17 protein-coding genes and 1 pseudogene are annotated in these 23451 nt (G+C 64.0%); 15 read left to right on the forward strand and 3 right to left on the reverse strand.

Features of this window, described 5'->3' with window-relative positions; translation table 11 throughout:
* Positions 1 to 138 precede the first annotated feature (138 nt).
* The 4 genes from JJT62_RS15665 to JJT62_RS15680 all read left to right on the forward strand — a co-directional run bounded on the left by JJT62_RS15665 (position 139) and on the right by JJT62_RS15680 (position 5333).
* A complete protein-coding gene (locus JJT62_RS15665; protein WP_246744938.1) occupies positions 139 to 1455 on the forward strand; it encodes a tetratricopeptide repeat protein in 1317 nt (438 codons plus the stop codon).
* 12 nt (positions 1456 to 1467) lie between these two features.
* Positions 1468 to 2316, forward strand: a complete 849-nt coding sequence (locus tag JJT62_RS15670) for a FecR domain-containing protein (protein WP_202073705.1) — start codon at positions 1468 to 1470, stop codon at positions 2314 to 2316.
* 54 nt (positions 2317 to 2370) lie between these two features.
* Entirely contained in the window at positions 2371 to 4587 is a 2217-nt protein-coding gene (locus tag JJT62_RS15675; protein ID WP_202073706.1) for a CHASE2 domain-containing protein, read from the forward strand.
* Positions 4588 to 4649: 62 nt separating this feature from the next.
* Complete coding sequence (locus JJT62_RS15680) at positions 4650 to 5333, forward strand: hypothetical protein (RefSeq protein ID WP_202073707.1); 684 nt, start codon at positions 4650 to 4652, stop codon at positions 5331 to 5333.
* Between the two features lie 242 nt (positions 5334 to 5575).
* Here the strand turns inward: JJT62_RS15680 and JJT62_RS15685 are convergent.
* Positions 5576 to 6019: pseudogene (locus JJT62_RS15685) on the reverse strand (type IV secretion system protein); the annotation flags it as partial.
* On the opposite strand from JJT62_RS15685, the gene JJT62_RS15690 reads away from it, so the two are divergent.
* Positions 5990 to 7531 carry a DUF499 domain-containing protein gene (locus JJT62_RS15690; protein ID WP_246744939.1) on the forward strand — a complete coding sequence of 514 codons (1542 nt, stop codon included), beginning with the start codon at positions 5990 to 5992 and terminating at the stop codon, positions 7529 to 7531. The pseudogene JJT62_RS15685 and the gene JJT62_RS15690 overlap by 30 nt on opposite strands.
* Positions 7532 to 7907: 376 nt before the next feature.
* On the opposite strand, the gene JJT62_RS15695 is transcribed toward JJT62_RS15690, so the two are convergent.
* Entirely contained in the window at positions 7908 to 8675 is a 768-nt protein-coding gene (locus JJT62_RS15695; RefSeq protein ID WP_202073708.1) for an SDR family NAD(P)-dependent oxidoreductase, read from the reverse strand.
* Positions 8676 to 8685: 10 nt separating this feature from the next.
* Positions 8686 to 10242: an FAD-dependent oxidoreductase gene (locus JJT62_RS15700; protein ID WP_202073709.1), complete on the reverse strand. Its 1557-nt coding sequence runs from the start codon at positions 10240 to 10242 to the stop codon at positions 8686 to 8688.
* Between the two features lie 506 nt (positions 10243 to 10748).
* Between JJT62_RS15700 and JJT62_RS15705 the strand changes: the two genes are divergently transcribed.
* The 10 genes from JJT62_RS15705 to JJT62_RS15750 all read left to right on the forward strand — a co-directional run bounded on the left by JJT62_RS15705 (position 10749) and on the right by JJT62_RS15750 (position 23327).
* Positions 10749 to 11879, forward strand: a complete 1131-nt coding sequence (locus JJT62_RS15705; RefSeq protein WP_202073710.1) for a cobalamin-independent methionine synthase II family protein — start codon at positions 10749 to 10751, stop codon at positions 11877 to 11879.
* Positions 11880 to 12178: 299 nt separating this feature from the next.
* Positions 12179 to 13774 (forward strand): GMC family oxidoreductase, encoded by a 1596-nt coding sequence (locus tag JJT62_RS15710; RefSeq protein WP_202073711.1) that lies wholly within the window; start codon positions 12179 to 12181, stop codon positions 13772 to 13774.
* Positions 13771 to 14727 carry a CoA transferase subunit A gene (locus JJT62_RS15715; protein ID WP_202073712.1) on the forward strand — a complete coding sequence of 319 codons (957 nt, stop codon included), beginning with the start codon at positions 13771 to 13773 and terminating at the stop codon, positions 14725 to 14727. The genes JJT62_RS15710 and JJT62_RS15715 overlap by 4 nt, the downstream gene beginning before the upstream one ends.
* Entirely contained in the window at positions 14724 to 15584 is an 861-nt protein-coding gene (locus tag JJT62_RS15720; RefSeq protein ID WP_202073713.1) for a CoA transferase, read from the forward strand. The genes JJT62_RS15715 and JJT62_RS15720 overlap by 4 nt, the downstream gene beginning before the upstream one ends.
* Entirely contained in the window at positions 15584 to 16501 is a 918-nt protein-coding gene (locus JJT62_RS15725; protein ID WP_202073714.1) for a hypothetical protein, read from the forward strand. Before JJT62_RS15720 ends, JJT62_RS15725 begins: the two co-directional genes overlap by 1 nt.
* Positions 16498 to 17379 carry a phosphosulfolactate synthase gene (locus JJT62_RS15730; protein WP_202073758.1) on the forward strand — a complete coding sequence of 294 codons (882 nt, stop codon included), beginning with the start codon at positions 16498 to 16500 and terminating at the stop codon, positions 17377 to 17379. Before JJT62_RS15725 ends, JJT62_RS15730 begins: the two co-directional genes overlap by 4 nt.
* On the forward strand, positions 17376 to 18887 hold the full coding sequence (locus tag JJT62_RS15735) for an argininosuccinate lyase (RefSeq protein WP_202073715.1): 1512 nt from the start codon (positions 17376 to 17378) through the stop codon (positions 18885 to 18887). The genes JJT62_RS15730 and JJT62_RS15735 overlap by 4 nt, the downstream gene beginning before the upstream one ends.
* Positions 18884 to 20245: an adenylosuccinate lyase family protein gene (locus tag JJT62_RS15740; RefSeq protein ID WP_202073716.1), complete on the forward strand. Its 1362-nt coding sequence runs from the start codon at positions 18884 to 18886 to the stop codon at positions 20243 to 20245. Before JJT62_RS15735 ends, JJT62_RS15740 begins: the two co-directional genes overlap by 4 nt.
* Positions 20242 to 21243 (forward strand): 1-aminocyclopropane-1-carboxylate deaminase/D-cysteine desulfhydrase, encoded by a 1002-nt coding sequence (locus JJT62_RS15745; RefSeq protein ID WP_202073717.1) that lies wholly within the window; start codon positions 20242 to 20244, stop codon positions 21241 to 21243. Before JJT62_RS15740 ends, JJT62_RS15745 begins: the two co-directional genes overlap by 4 nt.
* A complete protein-coding gene (locus tag JJT62_RS15750) occupies positions 21240 to 23327 on the forward strand; it encodes an acetate--CoA ligase family protein (protein WP_202073718.1) in 2088 nt (695 codons plus the stop codon). Before JJT62_RS15745 ends, JJT62_RS15750 begins: the two co-directional genes overlap by 4 nt.
* The last annotated feature ends 124 nt before the right edge of the window (positions 23328 to 23451 follow it).

Consider the following 23451-nt stretch of genomic DNA (forward strand, 5'->3'; position numbering starts at 1 on the left):
CGGGGCGGATAATCTCAATGTTTTCGGGCGCTTGCCGCAAGGCGGCGTTTGAGTCAGCTTCGACGCCGCTGGAAAAGGCTCGTCCATCCGGGGGGTAGGCGTTTGTTTTTTAAAAGTAGATACGTATCCGAGAAGCTTTTGGGCGGCCTTTGCGCCCTCGTCGCGCTTTGCGCATCCGCTTCGGCGCAGGACGTTCGAGCCGAGCGCGACCGTCTCGCAAGCCACATCCAGGCGCGTCCCGAGGATTACGAAGCGACCTATCGCTTCGTGATTTTGGCGACGGAGCTGCGCGATTACGAGGCCGCCATCGGCGCGCTCGAGCGGGTTCTCATGTTCAATCCGAACCTGACGCGCGCCCGCAAGGAGCTGGGTTTCCTCTATGCGCGCCTCGGCGCGTGGGAGGTGGCGGCCGGGCATTTGCGCGCCGCCAAGGCCGCCGGGGACCTCGATGCGGTTCAGAGCGCGCAGATCGACGCGCAGCTTCCCGACATCGAGAAGCGTATGCAGTCGAGCCGCCTGTCGGTGCGCATCCATACGGGTTTGCGCGCCCAGTCGAACGCCAATTATTTCCCGGCGGGCAATCTCTTCCAGATCGGCGGAATCGGGCTGGCGTCGGCGGGGCCGCGCAAGGGCGACATGAACGCCTTCCAGCTCGTGCTCGCCGCGCATGATTGGGAATTCGGCGGCCAGCGCGGCGACCAGCTCGAGACGCGCGTCACGGCCTATGCGACCGAGCAGTTCAGCCTGCCGCAATATAGCGTGGCGCTTTTCGCCGCCACGATCGGGCCGCGCTTCTTCGTGCCGCAGACGCTGGTCAGCAATTTGTCGGTGCGGCCCTATTTGACCGGCGCCGTCTCCATGCTCGGCTCCAACAATTACCTCAACGCCGGCGGAGCGGGCGCGAGCGTCCGGGCGGACCTCGGCCCGGATTTTTGGTTGGAGCCCGGCGCCGAATGGCGCGGCCTATGGGTCGATCCCGTCCGAGGCGTCTTCGGACCGTCGCCCTATCGGACGCTGTCGACGCTGGCCACGGGCGACGTGGTTACGGGTTATCTGAGCGGCTCCTATCGCCTGCTCGATAGCGTCCGGCTCGACGGCCGCGTCGCTTATTCGCGCGCCACGGCGGGCTATGCCGCGCAAAGCTCGGATCAGGTTGACGTGCAAGCGATGTTGCGGCTCGAAGTGGAGCCGCCCCATCCGATGATCGCGCGCCGTTGGACGATCGCCCCCTATGCGCGTTTCACCAGTCTGGCCTTCGACACAGCGAATCTCCTCGTGAACCCTTTCGTCGCGCGCCACGACTCCGCCTGGAACTATGGGCTGATGCTGGACGCGCCGATCACCGAGACCTTCGGTTTTGCCGGCAATCTCGAATTCATGCGCAATGATTCCAACCTGCCGAATTTCAAGACGCAGAATGTCTCCGTCTCCTTCGGTCCGACGGCGAAATTCTAAGGGAGCCGCGCTATGAGGAATGTTTCTGTTCTTGCGCTTGCGACCATCGGCCTCTTCGCCTGCTTCCCCGCCAACGCGGAAAAAGTGGGCAATATCGGCGCCGTCAATGTCGCCGCGCATGGCACGCCGCCCGGCGCGGCGAAACATCCGCTCTCCGTCGGCCTCGGCGTCGAGAAGCGCGAGCGGATAGAGACTGCCAGCGAGGGCAGCGCGCTGATCGTTTTCAACGACGCCTCGACGATGACGGTCGGCCGCAGCAGCTCGGTCGTCATCGATGATTTCGTTTACAACGGCGCGAGTGGCAGCCAGGGCGTCAGTCTCGCCAAGGGCGTGATGCGTTTTGTGGGCGGAGGCGTCAGTCATGAATCCGGCGCCACATTCAAAACGCCGACAGCGTCGATCGGCCTTCGCGGCGGGTCGATCATGGTGCGCCTCGGCGGCGAATGCGAGGCGCTCATCTACCACCAGAACGGCGTGACCGAGGTTGTGGGGGTTCAGGGGAATTCTCAAATACTGAACCGCCCGGGCTTCGGCGTATGCGCCCGGAGCGGCGGCGTCTCCGAGCCTTTCCGCGTGCCGCCGGAAATCGTCGCCGCCATGAACGCGCAGCTCGCGAGCCTGAAGGGCCAGTCCGGCGGCGCCAGGAAGAAGCCGCGCGAGGAGGAGGCCGAGCTTCTGCTCGGGCACGATCGCGCGCCTTCCGTCGAACCGCCGCCCGGCCTCGATGCATTGGGGCCTGTTTGGGCCGGAAACGCCCTGGTTCAGAGCAGCGCCAACGTCGAAAACCAGCCGTTCCCGCCGCCGGCCCCGCCGCCGCCTGAGCACTGCCGAGGCGAGCTCTGCGGCCGCCCGCGCCTTTGATGGTTGTGACGGCTGGGCCAGGCGTCGATCGATCTGGCCCGGCCGTTTAAAGAGATGCTCACACGCAAGCAGGCATTTCTCGTCGCATCGTTCGTCGCCGCCGCGCTTTTCCTGCCATGGGGCGCGCTGCAGCCGCGGGCGCTCGACGACATGCGTAATGTCGTCTTCGACAATTTTCAGCGCGCCGCGCCGCGCGTCTATGATCCCGAGACGCCCGTGCGGGTGGTGGGCGTCGACGAGGAGAGCCTGAAAGCTTACGGCCAGTGGCCCTGGCCGCGAACGCGGCTCGCCGAATTGGTCGAGCGGCTGCGCGCGCTGGGGGCCGGCGCCATCGCCTTCGACTTCATCTTTTCCGAGCCCGACCGCGCCAGCCCGCATATGCTCGTCGATGCGCTCGAGGACGCCAGGCTGCGGGCGGACGTCTCGAAGCTCCTCGCCAAGGCGCCCGACGGCGACATCGCCTTCGCAAATGCGTTAAAGGGCGCGCCAGTCGTGCTCGGCGCGACGCTCGCACCGACGGGAGCGAACGATTTTTCCGCCAAAGGCGGTTTCGTGACGGCGGGCGACGATCCGGCGCCTTTCCTTTACGCCTTCCCGGCGGTCGTTGCGCCGCTGCCGGCGCTCGCCGCCAATGCCCAGGGCCTCGGCGCAACGAACTGGCTGCCGGACCGCGATCTGGTCGTGCGCCGGGTGCCCTTGCTCTCTCGCCTCGGCGCGGCGCTCGCGCCGTCTCTCGCGCTCGAAGCCTTGCGCGTTGCGCAGGGCGAGCCGAGCATCGTCATCCGATCCTCCAACGCCAGCGGCCAGACGGCTTTTGGCGCGCAGACGGGCGTCAATGCGGTGAAGGTCGGCGCCTTTCAGATTGCGACCGGCCCCAACGCCGAGGTGCGTCCGCGTTACAGCCACAGCGCGCGGGCCCGCGACATCTCGGCCAAGGCGGTGTTGGAAAACCAAGTTTTGCGCAGCGAGATCGAGGGGCGCATCATTTTCGTCGGAGCCCTCGCCGTGGGGCTCGGCGACGTGCGGGCGACGCCGCTGGACCCCGTGACGCCCGGAGTCGACGTGCATGCGCAGATCGTCGAGTCGCTCGCGAGCGGCGCGCTTCTGTCGCGACCGGACTGGGCGCCGGGGCTGGAGTATGTCGTCGCCATCGTCGCCTTTGCGCTGACCATGCCGCTGCTCTTCGCCGCGCCCCAGCTTTTGTCGGCGGCTTTCGCTTTTGCTGCGATCGGCGCGTTCTTCGGCGGCTCTTTCTATCTTTTCGAAAAGCAGGGCCTTCTGCTTGATCCAGCCTATCCGAGCCTCGTTGTCATCGGCGCTTATATCGTCGGCGCGCTGACGCTGTGGCGCACAGAAATCCTCGCGCGGCGTCAGGTTCGGCGCGCCTTCGGCAAATTCGTCGCGCCCGCAGTCGTCGACCGCATCGCCGAACATCCGGAGCGTCTCGTTCTCGGCGGCGAGACGCGCGAATTGACCGTGCTTTTCTCGGACCTGCGCAACTTTTCCGGAATTTCGGAAGGCATGAGCGCGCGCGAGCTCACGCAATTCATGAACGACTATCTGACGCCCATGACCGACGCCATTCTCGAATGCGAAGGCACGGTCGATAAATATATGGGCGACGCCATCCTCGCCTTCTGGAATGCGCCGCTCGACGTCACGGATCATCCGCGCAAAGCCGTCGAGGCGGCGCTACGCATGCGGGCCGAAATGGCGCGGTTCAACGCGCAACGGGCGCAAGCGGCGCAGGCCGCCGGGCGTTTGCATGTCGAGGCGGCGATGGGCCTGGGGCTCAACATCGGCCCTTGCAGCGTCGGGAATATGGGCTCGATACGGCGCTTCGATTATTCGATCCTGGGCGACAATGTGAATCTCGCCTCGCGGTTAGAGGGCGCGAGCAAGGCTTTCTCGACCGACATCATCGCCTCTGGCGCCGTCCGGGAGGCGGTTCCCGATATGGCCTGGCTCGATCTCGGGCGCATCGTCGTCGCCGGGCGGAGCGAGCCGACGCAGGTCTTCGCGCTGGCGGGGGACGCTGATGTCGCGAAAACGGATGCGTATGTGCGCTGGCGCACAACGCATGACGCCATGCGCGCCCATTATGAAGCGGGCCGATTCGACGCCGCCGCCGAGTGCGCGGCCGAGCTGGCCCTGAAGGCTCCCGGCGCCTGGCCTGCGCTCTATCTGGCGATGGGAAAACGATATTCAGCGCTCGCTCAGCAGGGCTTGCATGAAGGTTGGTCTTCGGTATGGAATCTCCTGAGCAAGTGATCGCCGCCTCTCCTGCGCCACGCGCATCTCAACCCTCCGCACCGAAAGATCGCCGCCAGCGCATGACAGAAACAATCGTCGGAAAATACTGGTCGCTTATCGCGGCGCGGCATGATGCGCAGGCTTTCTCGACGATCGACCTCGCCTATAACGAGCCGCAGCGCGCCTATCACGCATGGGGACATATCGTCGATCTGCTCACCAAGCTCGATGCGCTGGCGCATCTGGCGACGCGCGTCGACCTCGTGGCGGCGGCGATCTTCTGGCACGATTCCGTCTATCTCACGCGCGACGGCGACGGACGCCCGCGCACGGACCCGGAGAATGTGCGCGCCAGCGCGGTGCTGTTCGAATTTCATTCTCGCTTCGACGAGGTCGAAGGGCAGGCGATCCACGACCTCATCATGGCGACGGCGCAGCATATGAAGGCGAAGGCCGCGACTGAACATTACCCGGGATTTTCGCGCGATCTCGAGTTTTTCCTTGATCTCGACCTCTCGTCGCTCGCCGCGCCCTGGCCGTTGTTCGAGAGCAATCTCGACGATATTCACTTCGAATATGGCTGGGTGCCCGAACGCGCCTTTTATCTCGGCCGCATGCAGATGCTCGAAAGCTTTCTTGCTTCTGGCGAGGGGCTGTACCGCCTGCCGGAGACGCGCGCTTTGTGGCTCGCGCAGGCGCGCGCAAATCTGCTGCGCGCGGAAGTGGCGCTACGAGACAGGCTGGCGGGGCCCGCCTCTGCGTGAGGGGCTGGGACGACGAGTATTAGTCCCTTTCGAGGCTGTAACGATCTGACGTTGTGAGCCCTAATACCTCCCCTTTACGGGGAAGTCGGCGGCCAAAGGCCGCCGGGTGGGGTTCACGCAGCGCCGTCATTGCGAGGAGGCGGAGCCGACGAAGCAATCCAGGGCCGCATCGCTGCCCTGGATTGCTTCGCTTCGCTCGCAATGACGGGCTGTGAGCAAAACCAGCGCCTTTGCTGCTCTGTTCCGAGACCGAGAAGGGAGAGGGCAGCAAGCACCAACGCCATGGCGTCGTCGACGGTGAGCTGGCCCGAGAAGCCTTGCGTGAATTGCGCGAAGAGCGTCGAGCCGATGCCGATGATGACCGCGAGCACCAGAACCTTTACGCCCGACGAGACGACATTGCCAAGGACGCGTTCTGCGAGAAAGGCGGTCTTGCCGAAGAGGCCGAAGGGAAGGAGGACGAAACCGGCAAGCGTCGTCAGTTTGAATTCGACGAGCGTGACGAAGAGCTGGATCGCCAGAATGAAGAAGCTCAGGAGAACGATGAGCCAGGCGATGAGGAGAATGGCAATCTGGATGACGTTCTCGAAGAAGGAGACATAGCCGAGAAGCTGCGAGAGGGAGTCGAGTAGCGGTCGACCGGCGTCGATCCCGACTTGCGCGATGCGGCCGGGCCGCAGGACGTCCTCAATGCAGAGGGCGGCCGCAAGATCCGGACGACATGGGGAGAGCTGGCTTGGCAGCTCGGGGGCGCCGAAGCCTTCGACATGATCGCCGAGAATGACGCCAACGGCATCGCGCCGGGCTCGCACCTGCTCGAAACGATCTTCAAGAAATACGCCCCATGCTTGATCCTGATCGACGAGTGGGTGGCTTATCTGCGGCAGATCTATCGGGTCGAAGGGCTACCGTCGGGTTCGTTTGATGCGAACTTGTCGTTCGTCCAATCGCTAACCGAAGCGGTGAAGTCGAGCCCCGGCACCTTGCTGGTCGCGTCATTGCCAGCCTCGCAGATCGAGGTTGGCGGCGAAGGCGGACAGGAGGCGCTCGCGCGACTGAAGCAGACCTTCAGCCGTGTTGAATCGTCGTGGCGGCCTGCGAGCCAGGAGGAGAGCTACGAGATCGTCCGGCGGCGGTTGTTCAAAGAGATTTCCGATGACAAATTCCACCACCGGGACAACACGCTGAAGCAGTTCGCCAAGCTCTATCGCGAGAACGCTAACGACTTCCCGCAGGGCTGCGCCGACGAGGATTACCGGCGCAAGCTGGAAAAGGCCTATCCGATCCATCCCGAGCTGTTCGACCAACTCTATACGAGTTGGGGGTCTCTGGAGAAGTTCCAGCGCACGCGCGGCGTGCTTCGCCTGATGGCGCAAGCGATCCATGAGCTTTGGATGAATGGCGACCCCTCTGTGATGATCATGCCCGGCAGTGTGGCCGTGAGTTCGCCGCGCGTCGAGCCGGAATTGCTCCACTACCTCGACTTGAGCTGGCAATCGATCATCGCCGGCGATGTCGATGGCACGGCGTCCACGCCTTATAAGATCGACCAGTCGGCGCCGAATCTGAACCGCTATTCGGCGACGAGACGCGTCGCGCGCGCAATTTTCATCGGGACGGCGCCGACGCACCAGCAACCGAACACCGGCCTTGACGACAAGCAGGAGGTTCTGATCAAGGCGGTGCAGGCCTCCGTGAGTGGGATGATCCCGGGGCCATTCGCCTATGCCGAGCGATGGGACGAGAAGTCTGACACCTATCTGGGCCTTGCCATCGAGCGGGCCGCTAACGCGGCAGTCGTGATCGACAGCGACAGCGTCATCGTGAAACCTGCCGTGGCCGAGGCCCATCGACCGGCTCCGGTACTGGCTGGAGGCGGCGGGGGCACACAAGGCCCGGGCGAGAAAGCGTCAGACACGGGGGCACAGCCGGAGGGTAGCGCGCCCCAGACCGCGCCTGCTGAGAGGAAGCCAACCCGCTTCACAGGTAGCGTGATGATCTCGCCGGAGCGCCCAGCCCGCGACATCCATCAGATTGTCGAAGCGATCGTCGAGCAGCTCACAACGCTGCCGGGGAGTTCGGTGAAGCTGAGGCTCGAGATCGACGCCGAAGTTCCATCAGGGCTCGACCGGGCGAAGGTGCGGACGCTGGTGGAGAACGCCAACACGCTCGGGTTCATCGACAAGTCGGTGGAGTAGGTCCTCGCACAAGAGGAGGAACTTTGTTATGCCGATGACGGTACTTTTGTAGGGCGTGCGGCGACGTCGCTGTTCGCTTGAGAGGGTACTCGGAGAGGCAATCGAGGCCGATAGATGCCGCCATGCAAAAAAAATTTCTTGGGTAAATTCCATTTGAAATCAAAAGCGTAGCATTTTGACGGCCTTTGGTGTAGGCGATCATGAGCAGAACCGACGAAGAAAGCCAATTAAGTCAATATGTTAGGCATGATTTGAACAATCGAGTGGGAGTAGGGGAATAGGACACCGTGGAGGGCATTGGAGCGAGATAGCGTAGAAAAGATGACGGGGCCAACCTACTTCAGGCGGACGCCAGCGCTGACAAGCTAAATGCAAATCACACCGCTGTGAGGCCGCCATCCAGGATCAGATTGCTCCCCGTCGCGAATTTGGCCTCGTCGCTCAGCATGAAGAGCGCCGCCTGGGCGATTTCCTCCGCCGTCGCATATCGACCCATGGGATACCTTGCCAAACGGCGTGACCGCGCTTCGGGGGAAGCGTCGCCGCCAAGCAGGCGCAGGCCCATCTCGGTCGAAGCTATAGTCCCGGGCGAAATCGAGTTGATCCGAATCCCGAAGGACGCATAGTCGGCGGCCATCTGGCGCGTCAGGCTGAGGACGGCGCCCTTCGATGCGCAATAGGCGGCCATGTTCTGGATGCCGACCAGGCCTGCGATCGACGCGATGTTGAGGATCACGCCGCGGCGCCGTTCCATCATGCCGGGCAACACCGCCTTGGAAGTCATGACGACGCCGCAGACATTGACGCTCATGATCCTTCGCCAGGACTCTTCGTCGGCTTCGTGCACAGAGCCGAGCGCGGCGACGCCGGCATTATTGACCAATCCGTCGATGTCTCCCAGCGCCTCTCCGACCTGCCGCGCCGCACTCGATATTGCGCGCCAGTCCGAAACGTCGGCTCCCAAGCCAATCGATCTCGCGCCGTCCTCCGTCAACGACCGCGCGACGTCCTCGGCGCCCGCGCCATTGACGTCGATGATACCCACCGCGGCGCCTTCGCTCGCCAGCAATTGCGAGATCGCGCGGCCGAGGCCGCCGGCGCCGCCCGTCACGATGATCGTCTTTCCTGAAACGCGTCCGGTCATCTGCGCGTCGCTACATGCTCGTGAGTTTTCTCTGGCCCGCTCGGAGCCGCGCCAGTTGAATGAAATAGGTCGGGTTCAGGAACAGCTCGTCCAGATCGCCGAGTTCATCGATCGTCAGGCCGCGCTTGACGAGCGCATTCAGATATTGAAACGCATCCTTCGCGCCGTAGCCGACATGATGAGCGCCGATCACCCGGCGGGTGTCGCCGTCCAGGATCAGTTTCTGGAAACCGGACATGTGCGGGCGCGCCATTGCGTAGAGCATCGTACGGTCGCCCGCCGGCAGCCCCACATTCAGCCCGTCGGGCGTGTCCGGCGGCAATTTGAGAATGACGACATTGCTGTAACGCGCCCGCGCGGCCTCCTCGCCCAGACCAAGCCAACTGACTTCATAATGCGTATGCAGAAAGTCGGGCCAGTCGGCCGCGCGATACTTCACCGCCTCGCCCATGATAGAACGGGCGGCGAAGGCGCCGCTCTTGCGCGCCTTGAACATTTCCATGGGCGCCCCGATGAGGTCGCCGACCGCATAGACGCCGGGGATCGACGTCCTCAACGCGTCGTCCACGATAATCGCGCCTTTTGCGTCGACCTCGACGCCCAGTGTTTCAACCGCCATGTCCGAGCGCGGCCGCTCCCCGAGCGCGTGGAAGACGAAGTCCGTTTCGATTTCGAGACGCCCTGTCGACGTCTCCGCGATCACACGGGCGGCGCGGCCCTCGGCGTCTCCGATGATCTCGACGACATGCGCCCCCTCGACGATTTCGACGCCCTGTTCCCGCATGCGATCGAGGGCATAGCCGCGCGTCTCTCCGTCGGCGATCATGTCGAGCGGGCGATGGCGCACGAGCATCACGACACGGCGGCCGGTTGCATTGAAGAAGCAGCCATATTCCACAGCCGTTTTGCCGCCGCCGATGACGACGATCGTCGGCCCGGGCTCCTTGTCGAGCGTCTCGACAATGCTCGCATAGGTGTGCACGCCAAGAAGATGCGCGCCCGGCGTATCCAATGGGGCCGCCGCGGCGCCGCAGGCGAGCACGAGGGCGCGCGCGCGGAAAATTTCGCCCGCGGCTTCCACCGCCTCCGCATCGAGAATGCGCGCCGGCGCATTCAGCACGAATTCGAGATCGAGTTGCTCCTTGCTTTGATAATTCATCACGGCGTGTGGGCCCGTGCGTCCTTTGCGGAAGAGGTCGACCACCTCCTTGATGCTCACGATCTTCCCCCTGAGATCCGGGAACCACAGCTCCCCAGCAAAGCTGCGCGTGAGCATGAGCTCAGCGGCGCAATCCGAAAACAGATGATGCGGCACGCAGGCGTTATGGGGGCACGAGCCGCCCAGGAAGGGCCAGCGATCGATGATCAGCGGCCTTCCGCCCATTGCGCGCATATAAGCCGCGCCGAACCTGCCCGCGGCGCCGCCGCCAATGAAAATGGCGTCGAAGGGACGTTCGTCACCCGCGTCGATGTTGCGGATCGGACCGACGTCCTGCGGATGCGCAAGCGCGTTGTCGATTTTCTCCGCCCATTGCGAGATGGTTAGAAAGCCCCGACGCAGCGTCATCGCATTCTCCAATTACGCTACTCGCCGACAGATTTGATCAGGCGTTCGATGGCGTGCCGGGTGAGCTGGAATTACACTCCAGAAAATTGGAGCCGTCAAAACCAGGCGCCTTCAAATCTCGATGGCGCTACGGATCAGAAACTTTGCCCTGGCGATGATGACGAACCAAAGGTCATCCATGCCCTTTCATTTGCCTGATGACGATCCCCAAGGCGAGACCCGCATAGCCGAAAAGCGTGATCGCGTTTTTTCGAACAAGGCGCGCCCAGCGAAAAGTCGAACTCCGCTTCATTCATTTGGGTGATCGAGGCGCGCGGCGGACCGACATAATCGGCAATGGGACTACACGGTCGAGGCCCGTCGCTGTGACGCTGCTTTGCCTCCCGTCGGGTGCGTGCAAGGAACCTAACGCGGCGTCCCTGCGTTGACTTTCATCAGTTTCGGTTTTTGAATGGATGAGATGCGGTCCAATCGAAGCTCGAAGAAAAAGTCGACGGAGGGGACCCATGAAGATCAGTGGCCGAGATATATTGATTCCGACCAGCATGGTCGGCAATTATCCCAATCCGCGCTGGTGGGACGCTTCTTTCGCCAGGCAGTTCGAGGGCAATCGGGAGCCGCCGGATTCGCTTAGCCGCGAAGCTTTAGAGGATGCTATCGGCGCGATCGCCAACGATCAGGAACGCGCGGGGTTGGATATTATCTCGGACGGCCGTGTGCATGGCGATAATTATGCGGACACGGCCGTGTATCACTATTTCCGGAGGCTCGGATATAATCTGCGCGGCGGTCATCTCGGCTTCCCGATCTACAGCCGCCTCCACACGGGCACGGTCGAGCAGGAGATCAAGCGCCGTGGCGCCATCATGGTTGAGCAAGCGCGCGCCTTGAAGCGCGCCACGAGCAAACCGACGAAAGTTCAGTATACCGGCGTTCAAGTTCTTGCGCAGTGCACAAACGACCTCTTCTATAAGAGCTCGCGCGATCGCGCCCTCGCTATCGCCGCCGCAATGAACGAGGACATTCGCGAAGTCGACGCGCTCGGCGTCGACTTCATTCAGCTCGACGAGTTCACCTGGCCCTATTTCTTCGAGGACTGGGCCATTGAGGCGTTCAACACGGCCGTCGAGGGCGTGAAAAACGCGCGCATCGTCGTGCATGTGTGCTGGGGCAATTGGGGCGGCACGCCTGCCTATTATCCTGATGAGACTGGTAAGCCCGGCGAGATTTATGACCTGACCAAGCGTAAGGATAGCGCGAAGGCGCCGGCGGCGACTCGCGCAATCGTGCCGAAGGCTTACGAGGCTAACATAAACGTCTTGAACCTGGAGAACTGCGGTCGCCGCATCGACGACATGTCGGGCCTCGACGCCTTCAAGGAATTCCCGCTTCCCGACAATGTCGATTTTTGGGCCGGCGTCATCGACGTCAAAAGCACCATCACCGAGACCGCGACGCAGGTGGCGGAGCGCATCAATAATCTGTTGAAGGTCATTCCGGCAGACCGTCTCGGCGTGACGACCGACTGCGGCCTCATCTTGCTGCAACGCTACATTGCACAGGACAAGCTGCACGCTCTCGTGGAAGGCGTGAAGCTCGTGCGTGAACAAATAAGGCAACCAATCGCGGCCGAGTGATCCTCTCGCGGCGCGGCGGTAGGTACCCGCCGCGCCCCTTTGATCGCGCTGGAGCCGCGCCCATGCCCGTATTTGTCATTGCATGTCCCGATTGCGGGAACGTCACGAGGACGCTCGTCCTCGACGGCTGCCGCATGCCCGCGGAATGGGTTTGCGGCAACTGCAAAGTCCGACGCGCAACGCCCGAGCTGACGATGGCGGAGAGACACCCGTGGGAAGAGGGCCACGGGTCTGGCTGCCTGTGTTGCGGGCCTGCGGCGGCGTCCGCGCCGACGTGTGCTCCAATAGACGGCTAGACAATGGGCGAAGCTGTTTACGATTACATCATCGTTGGCGCTGGATCGGCCGGCTGCGTGCTCGCGAACAGGCTGACCGAGGACCCGAATTGCCGCGTCCTGCTACTTGAAGCGGGCGGCGAGAGCGACTTGCCGCTCGTTCGGACGCCGGCGCTGTATGGAAGCTTGCAAGACAGCGCTTTCGACTGGGGCGACCGCACGCCGCCCCAAGCAAATTTGAATGGAAGGCGGGTTTTCCTGCCGCAAGGCCGCGCGCTCGGCGGGTCGAGCGCCATCAACTACATGATCTACATCCGCGGCAATCGCAGCGATTACGATGGTTGGGCGGCGGCGGGCGCGAAGGGCTGGTCGTACGAGGACGTGCTGCCCTATTTCCGCAAATCGGAAGGAAATCGTGATTTTTCGGACCGCTTCCACGGCGTCGACGGGCCGCTTGCAGTCTCGAGTCACAAGCCCGGTCCGCTGCTCGAGCGATATTTCGCGGGAGGAAACGAGATCGGCCTTCCGTTCAACCCGGACTTCAATGGAGAAACGCAGGAAGGCTGCGGTCCTTTGCAAGCGACGATCGCCGATGGCGCGCGATGCAGCGCCGCAGACGCATTTCTTGCGCCAGCACGCCATCGCAAGAATTTGACTACGTTAACGCACGCGCGCGCGACGCGGTTGCGCTTCGACGGACGCCGCGCGGTCGGCGTCCACTATGTGCGACTCGGCTCGGCCGAGACCGCGCGCGCCGAAAGCGAAGTCATTCTCTCAGCGGGCGCGTTGCGGTCGCCGCTTTTGCTCATGCTTTCGGGCATTGGGCCAAAGGCGGAGCTCGACAGGCAGGGCATCGACGTCCGCGTCCATCTGCCTGGCGTCGGGAAGAACCTGCAGGACCATCTGCATACGCGGGTCAGATGCGCGATCACGCAGCCGCGCACCTTTGGCGGCCTCGATGAAACGCAGAAGGCGGCGGCGCGGCGGCAATATGAAAAGGACCGAAGCGGGCCGCTGGCGTCCAATTTTCTGGAGGCCGGCGCTTTCGTGAGACTTCGGGAAGCAAGCCCCGAGTTGCAGCTTTTCTTCCTCGCCCAGCTCGCGCCCGACTATCCGGAAGCAGGGCCGACCAATCGACACGGTCTGACGTTCACCGCCTATGTCAATCGCCCGCGCAGCCGCGGCTCCGTCTCGCTCTTATCGTCGGATCCGCTCGATCGGCCGTCCGTCGACTTCAACTACCTTGCGGATCCCGACGATTTGAGACTCGCCATCGAGGGCGTGCAATGCAGCTTGCAGCTTCTCCACGCCAAAGCGTTCGACGATATTCGCGGCGAGGAGATTGCGCCGGGCGTTGCGGCGAGAAGCCTGGCGGAAATCGAAGCGTTTGTGCGCCGCACAGCGTCCACGACCTGGCATCCGGCGGGAACTTGTAAGATGGGCTGCGACGACATGGCCGTCGTCGACGCCCAACTTTGCGTGCAGGGCGTCACGGGACTGAGGATCGTCGACGCCTCGGTGATGCCGACGATCGTCAGCGGGAACACCAACGCGCCGGTTATCATGATCGCCGAAAAGGCCGCCGACATGATCCGCAGCCAGTCCGCGGGGGCCCCATGACGTCGCCGCGCGAAATTCGAACCGAGCCGGACAAGCGGCGCACTCTGGACGAACTTGCGTCCATGGTCCCCGACGGCACCATCGTCGCGGTTGGCGGCGGCCTGTCGTCTCGCGAACCCATGGCGCTCTTGCGCGCGCTGCTGCGCAGAGGGGCGACGGGTCTGACGGTCGTCGGTTCGGCGCATGGCATCGACGTCGACCTTCTCTGCGCGGGCGGCGCCCTGGCGCGTTCCGCCGAGAGTTATGTCGGTTTCGAGCAGGATTTTGGCCTTGCGCCAAACTACCGTCGCGCGCTCGAATCTGGCGCCGTCGAAGTGGCGGACAGCTGCTGCTATACGCTGGTGCAGCAGTTGCGCGCGGCGATCCAGGGATTGCCGTTCATGCCGATACGCTCCGTGCGCGGCACGGGCTTTATGACGCTGCACCCTGAATACAGGCTTATGACCTGCCCCTTTACCGGGGAGGAACTGCTGCTCGTGCCAGCGTTGGAGCCAGACGTCGCGTTGATCCATGCCCAATATGGGGACGAGAGGGGAAATCTCGTCATTCAAGGGCCGCCGGTGGCCGATCTGCTTTTCGCACGCGCGTCGAAACTCGTTCTGGCGACAGTGGAGAAGATCGTTACAACGCAGGACCTGCAGGGCATGACCGGCGCTGTTCTTCCCTATTTCTACGTCGCAGCAATCTGCGAAGCGCCGATGGGCGCCCATCCGACAGCATGCTATCCATTCTACGGATACGACCGGCCGCATACGGCGCTCTACCACGCGGCGGCGCGTGCAGGCGCTGAAAGCTTCAAGAGCAACTACCTCGACGTCTTCGTGCACGGCGCCGCGTCCCATGACGCCTATCTTGCACGCATCGGCGGAGAGGCCACGCGCGCGCGGCTTGCGTCCTGGGCGAATGGCGACGACGCCTGGATGAACCTCTATCGCGACGAGGCGCCGGCATGATTGCAAGCTGCACTCTCGGCGAAATGATGATCACGGCGTTGACGCGCACCATACAGGACGGCGAGCTCGTCTTTCACGGTTTTGGCTCACCCCTCGTGCAACTCGCGATGCATGTCGCCAAGCGCACGCATGCGCCGCGCATGGGGCTCGTCGCCGGGGCCACTTACGGGGTCGACCCCGCGCCGCGTTTCCTGACGCCCACTTCCAATGACTGGGCCATGGATCAGGGCGCGGCCGCTTCGCTCGGCATCGAAGAATTGTTCGATCTCGCAGCGGCCGGGCGGCTTGGGCGGATGTTCCTTTCCGGTCTGCAGATCGATCGGTGGGGCAATTGCAATGTGACGGCGCTCGGCGCGCCGCGCATGGCGATGAAGCTTCCGGGCGGCGGCGGCGGCGGCAATCTCTCATGCGATGCGCAACGCGTCACCCTCTGGACGCCCGCGCATCGCGCCGAGATCGACGCGAAGGGACGACGCCGCTTTCGGCTGGTCGAGGCTTGCGACTTCATCACCAATCTCGGCCATCGCGACGCTGCGGGACGGCCCAGAAAGGCATATGGCCATCGCGGCCGCGGCCCGCAGTTTCTGGTTACAGAGCTCGGCCTTTTCGATTACGAGGCGGATGGCCATATGCGCCTCGTCGCGCTCTATCCCGACACGACGATCGAGGACGCGCAGGAAAACACCGGCTTTGCGCTTCCGATGGCGGATCGCGTCGGCGTCATCGCGCCGCCGACGCGGTCCGTCGTCGATCTGATCCGCAAGCTCGATCCGCTGCGCGTGCACGAGAAGGAAATCCGGCCGGTGGATTTGAAGCGGCGCTTCGACCTCGTCGAGCAGCGTGAGGAGCGCGCGTAATGAGAGAGCGGCTTGCCCGCGCGCCGGCCTATCGGGACAGGCTCAATGTCGTTCCCCTGCCTTACCGTGGCGTCAGCGTGCAGCCCTACGCCGGCGACATGACCGAAGCGGCAATCGTCGGGCATCTGCTGGGCCGCGAAACTTATCGACGCACGGAATTCATTGTTCTTTGCGGACCCGATGCCCGGCGCGCCGTCGTGGCGGTGAATGCGCAGGACCGCGCGCCGCTGTTTTCGCCGATTATGGGCGTCGAAGTGCTGGGTCTCCCCGAGACGTGCGTCTATGTCCGTGATCCTGAGACCGATTGCGGCAACCGTTCGGCGCTGGCGCGGCTGGCGCTCGAACATAATGTCGGCGCCGATCGCACACTGATCTGCGAGGGCAAGTTCGACCACGTGAATTTCATCCACCATCCGCGGCCTCTCATGCTGCGTGTGGTCGAGGTTACGCCGCCGGAGCCTCCCAAGCTGTTCGATCTGGTGCGCCACGTGCTCAGCTATGCCGATCTGCCGCCCATCGTCCCGATCCTCGAGCGCGTCGAACTGACCTCGCTCGTACGAGGCGAAACGCCCGCGGCCTTTCTCGTACCCTGCCGATCTGGCGGCCTCGACGATCTCGGCGCGCCGATCCACTATCTCGACGAGCGGCCGCCGGCGCGCGAAGCGTGGACCTTGATCGGCTGCGAACGAAGCCTTCAGTTTCACCGACACTATTACGGCGACGAGCCGCCACGTATCGAAATGTGTCCGCGCGTCATCGCCGGAGGACGAAGCGAGCCGACTATTCTGAAATGCTGTTTGCTCGAGTTCGACATCGAGCGCGACGGGGAGACGCTCATCGTGCCGTGGGGAGCGGACCTGCCGATGGTCGAACGCGCCCTCCGGGCGCTGTCCCAGCATTTGGAGGCGCAGTCGTGAATAGCCTCGACTCCGCCTGGAAAGGCGTCTGGTCGCTCGATGCGATCGTCAATCGACGCCTGCGCCGGCCGCGCGTCGCCGGCGTGACCATGGTGATCGACACCGGCCTCGGCCTGTCGGCCATGCGCGATATACTCGACCTCGCGGCCCACCATATCGACCACTGGAAATTCGGCTTCGGGACGACGGCCCTGATGCCGCGCGCTGCGCTCGAAGCAAAGCTTTCATTGCTGCGCAGCCACAATATTGTGTCCTATCCGGGCGGGACCCTTCTCGAGGCGGCCGTCGTGCAGGAGCATTGCCGCGTCTTCATGACGCGCGCCGCCGAGCTCGGATTTGAAGCCGTTGAAATTTCCGAGGGCACGATCGACCTCCCCGGGGAACGCCGCCGCCGGATGATCGATTGCGCCAGAAACGCCGGATTGCAGCCGATCACAGAGGTGGGACGAAAGGATCCGGCCCGACAACCCGTCGCCGACGAACTTGCCGCGCAGGTCCTGCGCGACCTCGAATGGGGCGCGAGATGGGTGATCATCGAAGGAAGGGAGAGCGGCCAAGGCGTCGGAATTTACGATCGTGCGGGCGACATTCGTTCTTCCTATCTGGATGAGGTGACGCGGCTCGTCGGGGACGCTGCGTCCCGCATGATCTGGGAGGCGCCGCTACGCGCGCAGCAGGCCTATCTCGTCTGTCGCTTCGGCGCCAATGTGAGCCTCGGCAATATTCCGCCTCACCAGTGTCTGGCGCTCGAGGCGCTACGCTGCGGCCTGCGGTTCGAGAGCTTCGCAGCCGTCGCCAAGCATTCGAGGGACGCCGGGGTTTGGGACCCCGCACGCATCGAAGATAAAACTCTTTCATCAACTGCGAGCGACGAATGAGCGACGATCCGCGCGCTGGGGCGCTGGAGATCGGCGAGCGCCTTTCACAATCGCCGTCGGCGCGCCTCGTCGCCCTGGCGTTCAGCGAGGAACTCGACGCACAGATGGGCCTTGCCGAGATGGTCGGCTGGGTCGATCTCGCCCACACGCTTTGCCTCGCCGACGCCGGGGTCATTCCGCAGGCGCCGGCGCGCGAGCTGATCGGCGCGCTGCTCGACTTGCAACGGGCCGGAGATTTCGAACCCGGTCCCGAATTTGGGGATCTCTACACGAATCGGGAGGCCTGGCTCACGCGCAAGACGGCGGCCGCAGGCTGGCTAGGGGTAGCGCGCGCAAGGCGCGAAGCCTTGACGACGGCATATCATCTGAAGGTCTGCGACGCGCTCTGCAATCTGTGCGACGCGCTCGCTACGGCAGTCGAGGCCTCGAGCGCTGTCTCCCGACGCCACAAGGACAGCGTGATGCCCGACTACACCTATCTGCAGGCGGCGCAACCAACGACATTCGGGCACTATCTTCAAAGCTTCGCCTGGCCGTTGCTGCGCGACTGGGACCGGGCGACCGAGCTTCATGCGCGCATGAACCAATGTCCGGCCGGCATCGGAAGCGCTAATGGTTCGGTGATTGCACAAGATCGGTGGGCGATTGCAAGGCGCCTGGGCTTCACCGAGCCGGTGCGGCACGCGCGCGACGCCATGTGGATGCACGATCTCGCCATCGAGGCCTGCGCAATCGCCGTCTCAGTGTGCGTTAATCTCAGTCGCCTCGCGGAAGATTTGATGATCTTCGCGAGCGCCGAGTTCGGCTTCGTTCGGCTGGCCGACGGCCATTCTCGCGCCAGCAAGATCATGCCGCAGAAGCGCAACCCCTTCGCTCTCGCTTTTGCGCGCGCCACGGCCAATCGACTCCTTGGCGTGCAGGCCGGGGTTGCCGCGGCGGGGCGCACGCCGTCCGGGCAGATGGATAATCGCCTGTATGCTTACGGCGCAATCCCTGAGGCTTTGCGCGCCGCGGGAGAGGCGGCTCTGCTCGTGGCCGAATGCGTCGACGATCTCGAATTCAACCAGAAGCGCGCCTTGCAGGCGCTCGAAGATCGCGGGGTCTGCGCCGCCGACCTTGCTGAACGACTTACCGCGGAAGCCAAGATCGACTATCGGCGTGCGCATGGCGCGGTTGGTCGGCTCGTTGCAAATCTGGAGGCGCAAGGGCGGACGCTCGCGGATGCGACGCCGGAAGACCTGGGCGCCGCGCTGCGAAGCGCCGGGGCTGGAGAGGAAGTCATAAACACAGCAGACATACTCGCCTTAGCGCTCGATTTGACGCGTTGCGTGGGTGCGCGAAAAGACGTCGGATGCGCCTCGCCGAAGGAAATGGCCGCGATGGCGGAAGAGTTGAGCAGAGCGGCGCGCGAGCGCCGGGGACAGATTGCGCAGAGGCGGGCCGACCGGAAGGCCGCAATCGATGCGCTTTTCGCCGAGGCGCGCAGCTTTGCGGGGGATGCCCGATGACAGGCTGGTCCTTTGCCTCCGCGATTTATGGCGGCGCCTGGTCCACGCCCGAGATGCGCGAGCTTTTCGACGACATTCCGCGCACCCGCAGATGGATCGAGCTTCTTGCCATCCTTGCTGAAGTTCAGGCCGAGCACGGCGTGATTCCATCCGACGCGGCGCAGGACATAAAGACAACGTGCGCCTCGCTGTGCGTCGACGACGACTTTCTGGCTGAGTGCCGCGATGGATATGAAGCCACCGCGCATTCGACGGCTGGTCTCATCGCCGCGGTTGCGCGTCGTTGCGCTTCGTCTGGCTCCGAATGGTTTTACTTTGGCGCCACCGTGCAGGATGTCACGGACACATGGCTCGTGCTTGCCCTGCGCGCCGCTCGTCGTCTGCTCACTGACGATCTTGAACGCGCGATGACAGCTTGCGAAGCCCTATGCCGGCGTCACCGACAGACGATCATGCCCGGGCGGACGCATGGCCAGCAGGGCCTCCCGATCACCTTCGGCTTCAAGGTCGCCGGTTGGCTTGCGGAGTTACGCCGCCATCGAATGCGCTTCGACGAAGCCGCCGCCCGCACTGATGTCGGTCAACTTTGCGGCGGCGTCGGCAGCCTTTCGGCGCTCGGGACGGATGCGCTTGCGCTGCAACAGCGCTTCCTGGAGCGCGTCGGCCTGGCTGTCCCCGATATGTCCTGGACCGCAAGCCGGGATCGATATGCCGAGTGGGGGCAACTCCTCGCGCTCGTGTCGGCGACCGCCGACCGCATTGGCCACGAGATATACAATCTGCAACGCGACGAGATCGGTGAGCTGCGAGAGGCGGCGCTCGCCAAAGGGGTCGGCAGCATCACCATGCCGCACAAGCGCAACCCCGAGACGGCGGAGCATCTCGGAACATTGGCCCGCGTCGTGCGCGCCAATTCGAACCTGCTGCTCGAGAGTCTGGTGCATGATCACGAGCGCGACGGACGGTCCTGGAAAGTAGAGTGGAACGCGATTCCGGAGCTGACCATGGCCGCCGGCAAAGCCCTTTCGCTCCTAGCCGCCCTGCTCGAGACTGTCGAAGTCGATACAGAACGCATGCGCGTCAATCTCGCGGCGAATGGCGGTTTCGCTCTTTCGGAAGGCGTGATGATTGCGCTCGCCCGGCGCATCGGCAAACCCGAGGCGCATCGAGTCGTGATGTCCCTTTCGGCTGTCGCGCGGGCGGAGGGACGCTCCTTCCCGGACGTCGTCGCGCGTGACGAGACCATACGGTCGCATCTTGGCGACGACGAAATCGCGCGGCTGCTCGATCCATCCGCGCAGACGGGTCAATGCGTCGCGCTCGTCGATCGTCTGCTCGCACAGAAGGCGCCGACATGACGGGATGGGCTACGCGACTGGACGCTCTGCCACGGCTGTCGCTTATCCCCGAGCCGACGCCCTTACACGCGGCGCCGCGATTGTCCGCTGCGCTCGGCGGTCCGAGACTTTGGTTCAAGCGCGACGATCTGATCCCCGTCGCCTTTGGCGGCAACAAGGTGCGCGCGCTCGACCTCGTCGTAGCGGACGCCCTTGCAAAAGGCGCGGATACGCTGGTGACTGGCGCGGGCGTTTTGTCCAATCACGTGCGCGCAACCGCCGCGATCGCATCACTTGAGGGGCTGGCCAGCCGCATAGTTTATTGGGGTGCGCCTTCGCCGCGCGCCGAAGGCAATCACCGCCTCACGGTCATGCTCGGCGCGGTCATTCGATTCACTGGCGACGCGGATCGCGCCTCGGTTGACGCCGGCCTGGAACAGGCCGCCTCCGATATCCGCTCGCGTGGCGGGCGCCCCTATGTGATCCCGCGCGGCGGCGCCTGTCCGCTTGCAGCGCTCGCCCACGCGCTCGCCGTGCGCGAGACCATGGCGCAATGCGCGGCGCTTGGCGTGTCGCCCGGATGCGTCGTCATGCCTGTCGGCGGCGCGGCGACGCTCGCCGGTTGGCTGCTCGGCGCCGCGCTGTTCGGCGCCCCATGGCGGATCGAAGCCTTTACGGTGAGCAGGCCTGCATCGGAAGCGACGGCGCAGGCGCGCCGTCTCGCGGCGGCGAGCGCGGCGCTGATCGGCAGTGACGTCAACGTAGACTCCGTGGCGTTTCGCGTTCACGACGGCTTCATTGGCGCGGGCTGTGGCGTTCCGTCGCGCGAGGGGCAAGAGGCGATCGGAGCGACAGCCCGCGCGCAGGCGATCTTTCTCGATCCCGTCTACACCGGCAAGGCAATGGCGGGCTATTGCGCCCTGTGCGCGCGTGGCGCTTATGCAAGCGCGCACGACGTTTTGTTCCTCCACACCGGCGGGTCGCCGGCGCTTTTCACAACCGGCATGGAGGCGTCATGAGCGATTGGCGCACAGCTTTGTTCAACCCGCGCCGCGTGGCGGTTGTCGGCGCGTCGGCTACGCCGGGCAAAGCCGGCGCGCTGTTCCTGAGCAACCTCGCTTCCGCCGAGTCGGGCTTTGCCGGAGACGTTATCGGCATCCACCCGAGCGCAACCGAACTGCTCGGCCGTCCGACCTTTCCGCGTCTCGACGCGGCGCCGTCGCCTGTCGATCTCGCCATCATCGTGACTCCGGCCGCGACGCTCCCATCGGTCATTGAGGATTGCGGCCGCGCAAGCATACCCGTCGCCGTCGTCATTTCCGGCGGCTTTGCCGAAACAGGCGCGGAAGGCGCCCTCTTGCAGCGAAAGGCGATCGAGGCCGCGCGAACACATCGCGTTCGGGTCGTCGGGCCCAACTGCTTTGGCGTCATCAATGCGCATTGCGGGCTCAACGCCTCGCTTTCCATCGGACTTCCGAGAACAGGCGGCATTTCGCTCGTCACGCAGAGCGGCGCCTATGGGATGGCCGCTTATTCCCGCTCGATCGACGAGGGCATGGGATTCTCGAAAATCGTGGCGCTCGGGAACAAGGCAGACGTCGATGAAGCGGATATCATCGCCTATCTCGGCAGCGATCCCGAGACGCGCGTCATTGCGCTGCTGCTCGAGTCGTTTCGTGATGGCCGTCGCCTTTTCGAGACGATTGCAGCGATAACGTCGTCCAAGCCGGTCGTCGCGCTGAAGACAGGCAGGCATCCTTCGGCGCAACGCGCGGCCGCGAGTCATACGGCGGCGCTTTCGAGCGACGCCGTGGTCACCGAGGCAGCGCTGCGTCAAGCTGGCGCGCATGTCGTCGACGACGGATTTTCGCTGCTCGAGGTCGCAGCGTCTCTCGCTCGTCAGCCGCCCTTGCGGGGGCGACGGATCGCCATCATCACCAATTCGGGCGGCGTCGGCGTCGAACTGACCGACCTACTGGAATCGCAAGGCCTCGCCGTTCCGGAACTCTCGCCGGAGTTGCAGCAAAAAATTGCACAGACGCTGCCGCCGCATGGATCGCCCGCCAACCCGATCGACGTGACGACCGACTGGGCGCGATTTCCGCAAATGTATGGGGCTGCGGTCGAAGCGCTCATGAGGAGCGACGAAGTCGACGCGGTTGTTCCCGTGTTGCTGCAACGCTCCGCGCTCATGCCGGAAGTGGGCGACGCGGTTGCGGTCGCGCTTCGCAAGTCTCGGGATGCAGGGTCGCAAAAGCCGCTTCACATTTGCTGGGTCGCGCCAAGGTCGGCCGACGCCAATCGCGCGCGCCTGCTCGAGGCCGGAATACCCTGTCATCTGTGGCCGGCGGGGACCGCCTCGGCGCTCGCCGCGACCACCGCTCGAGCCGCAGATGCTCGACAAAATACGGTTGCCGCTTCGAGCGCGGCGCCGGCGCTGTGCGACGCGGATGGCTGGGCGCCAACGCCTCAGGCATTTTCACTGCTCGCGCAGGCGGGCTTCCCCATCGAGCCGTTGGTCGTCGTCTCATCCGCAGAGGAAGCCGCCGCCGCTGCGGAACAGATGGGCTTCCCGGTCGTCCTCAAAGCGGAGCGCCCTGGATTGATCCACAAAAGTGACCAGGGCGCCGTGCGCCTCGGTCTTGCTGACCGTGATTCAGTCGTCGGCGCTTTCATGGATTTCAGCCAAAGGCTCGGACCGGGACCGGCGCTCCTGCAGCGGCAGGCGAAGCCGGGCCTCGAACTCGTCATCGGCGGCCGACGCGATCCCTCCTTCGGTCCGATCGTGCTCGCCGGTCTGGGGGGCGTTTGGATCGAAGCCTTCAACGACATCGGCGTCCGCTTGGCGCCGATCGACATAGACGAAGCCGTGCGCATGGTGGAGAAGCTGAAGGGGCGGAGGCTTTTCGCAGGGTTCAGAGGCGCGCCGCCGATCGATATTCTAATGTTTGCGCGCCTTCTGGCCGACGTCTCTCAATGGTTCGCCGCCGCGAGCTGGCTCGACGAACTCGACATTAATCCGCTAATCGCATCCGGTGACGGATTCAAGATCGTCGACGTACGTATGCGAATCCGCAACGCGGAGGGGGACCCTCATGCGTGAAAGGCTGAAAAATAAGAAGCGCGGTTTTGCAACGCGCGCGATTCACGAAGGTCAGGAGGCGAGCAATTTCTTGGGCGCTCTGACCCCTCCGGTGTTCATAACGTCCACCTACGCCTTTCCGAGC

Source organism: Methylocystis sp. Sn-Cys (assembly GCF_016745395.1).
Taxonomy (GTDB): Bacteria; Pseudomonadota; Alphaproteobacteria; order Rhizobiales; family Beijerinckiaceae; genus Methylocystis; species Methylocystis iwaonis.

Coding starts and splice junctions, on each gene's coding strand:
- JJT62_RS15740 (WP_202073716.1), top strand. CDS start 18,884: ATGACAGGCTGGTCCTTTGCCTCCGCGATTTATGGCGGCGCCTGGTCC.
- JJT62_RS15670 (WP_202073705.1), top strand. CDS start 1,468: ATGAGGAATGTTTCTGTTCTTGCGCTTGCGACCATCGGCCTCTTCGCC.
- JJT62_RS15675 (WP_202073706.1), top strand. CDS start 2,371: ATGCTCACACGCAAGCAGGCATTTCTCGTCGCATCGTTCGTCGCCGCC.
- JJT62_RS15710 (WP_202073711.1), top strand. CDS start 12,179: ATGGGCGAAGCTGTTTACGATTACATCATCGTTGGCGCTGGATCGGCC.
- JJT62_RS15720 (WP_202073713.1), top strand. CDS start 14,724: ATGATTGCAAGCTGCACTCTCGGCGAAATGATGATCACGGCGTTGACG.
- JJT62_RS15745 (WP_202073717.1), top strand. CDS start 20,242: ATGACGGGATGGGCTACGCGACTGGACGCTCTGCCACGGCTGTCGCTT.
- JJT62_RS15695 (WP_202073708.1), bottom strand. CDS start 8,675: ATGACCGGACGCGTTTCAGGAAAGACGATCATCGTGACGGGCGGCGCC.
- JJT62_RS15715 (WP_202073712.1), top strand. CDS start 13,771: ATGACGTCGCCGCGCGAAATTCGAACCGAGCCGGACAAGCGGCGCACT.
- JJT62_RS15750 (WP_202073718.1), top strand. CDS start 21,240: ATGAGCGATTGGCGCACAGCTTTGTTCAACCCGCGCCGCGTGGCGGTT.
- JJT62_RS15725 (WP_202073714.1), top strand. CDS start 15,584: ATGAGAGAGCGGCTTGCCCGCGCGCCGGCCTATCGGGACAGGCTCAAT.
- JJT62_RS15700 (WP_202073709.1), bottom strand. CDS start 10,242: ATGACGCTGCGTCGGGGCTTTCTAACCATCTCGCAATGGGCGGAGAAA.
- JJT62_RS15680 (WP_202073707.1), top strand. CDS start 4,650: ATGACAGAAACAATCGTCGGAAAATACTGGTCGCTTATCGCGGCGCGG.
- JJT62_RS15735 (WP_202073715.1), top strand. CDS start 17,376: ATGAGCGACGATCCGCGCGCTGGGGCGCTGGAGATCGGCGAGCGCCTT.
- JJT62_RS15705 (WP_202073710.1), top strand. CDS start 10,749: ATGAAGATCAGTGGCCGAGATATATTGATTCCGACCAGCATGGTCGGC.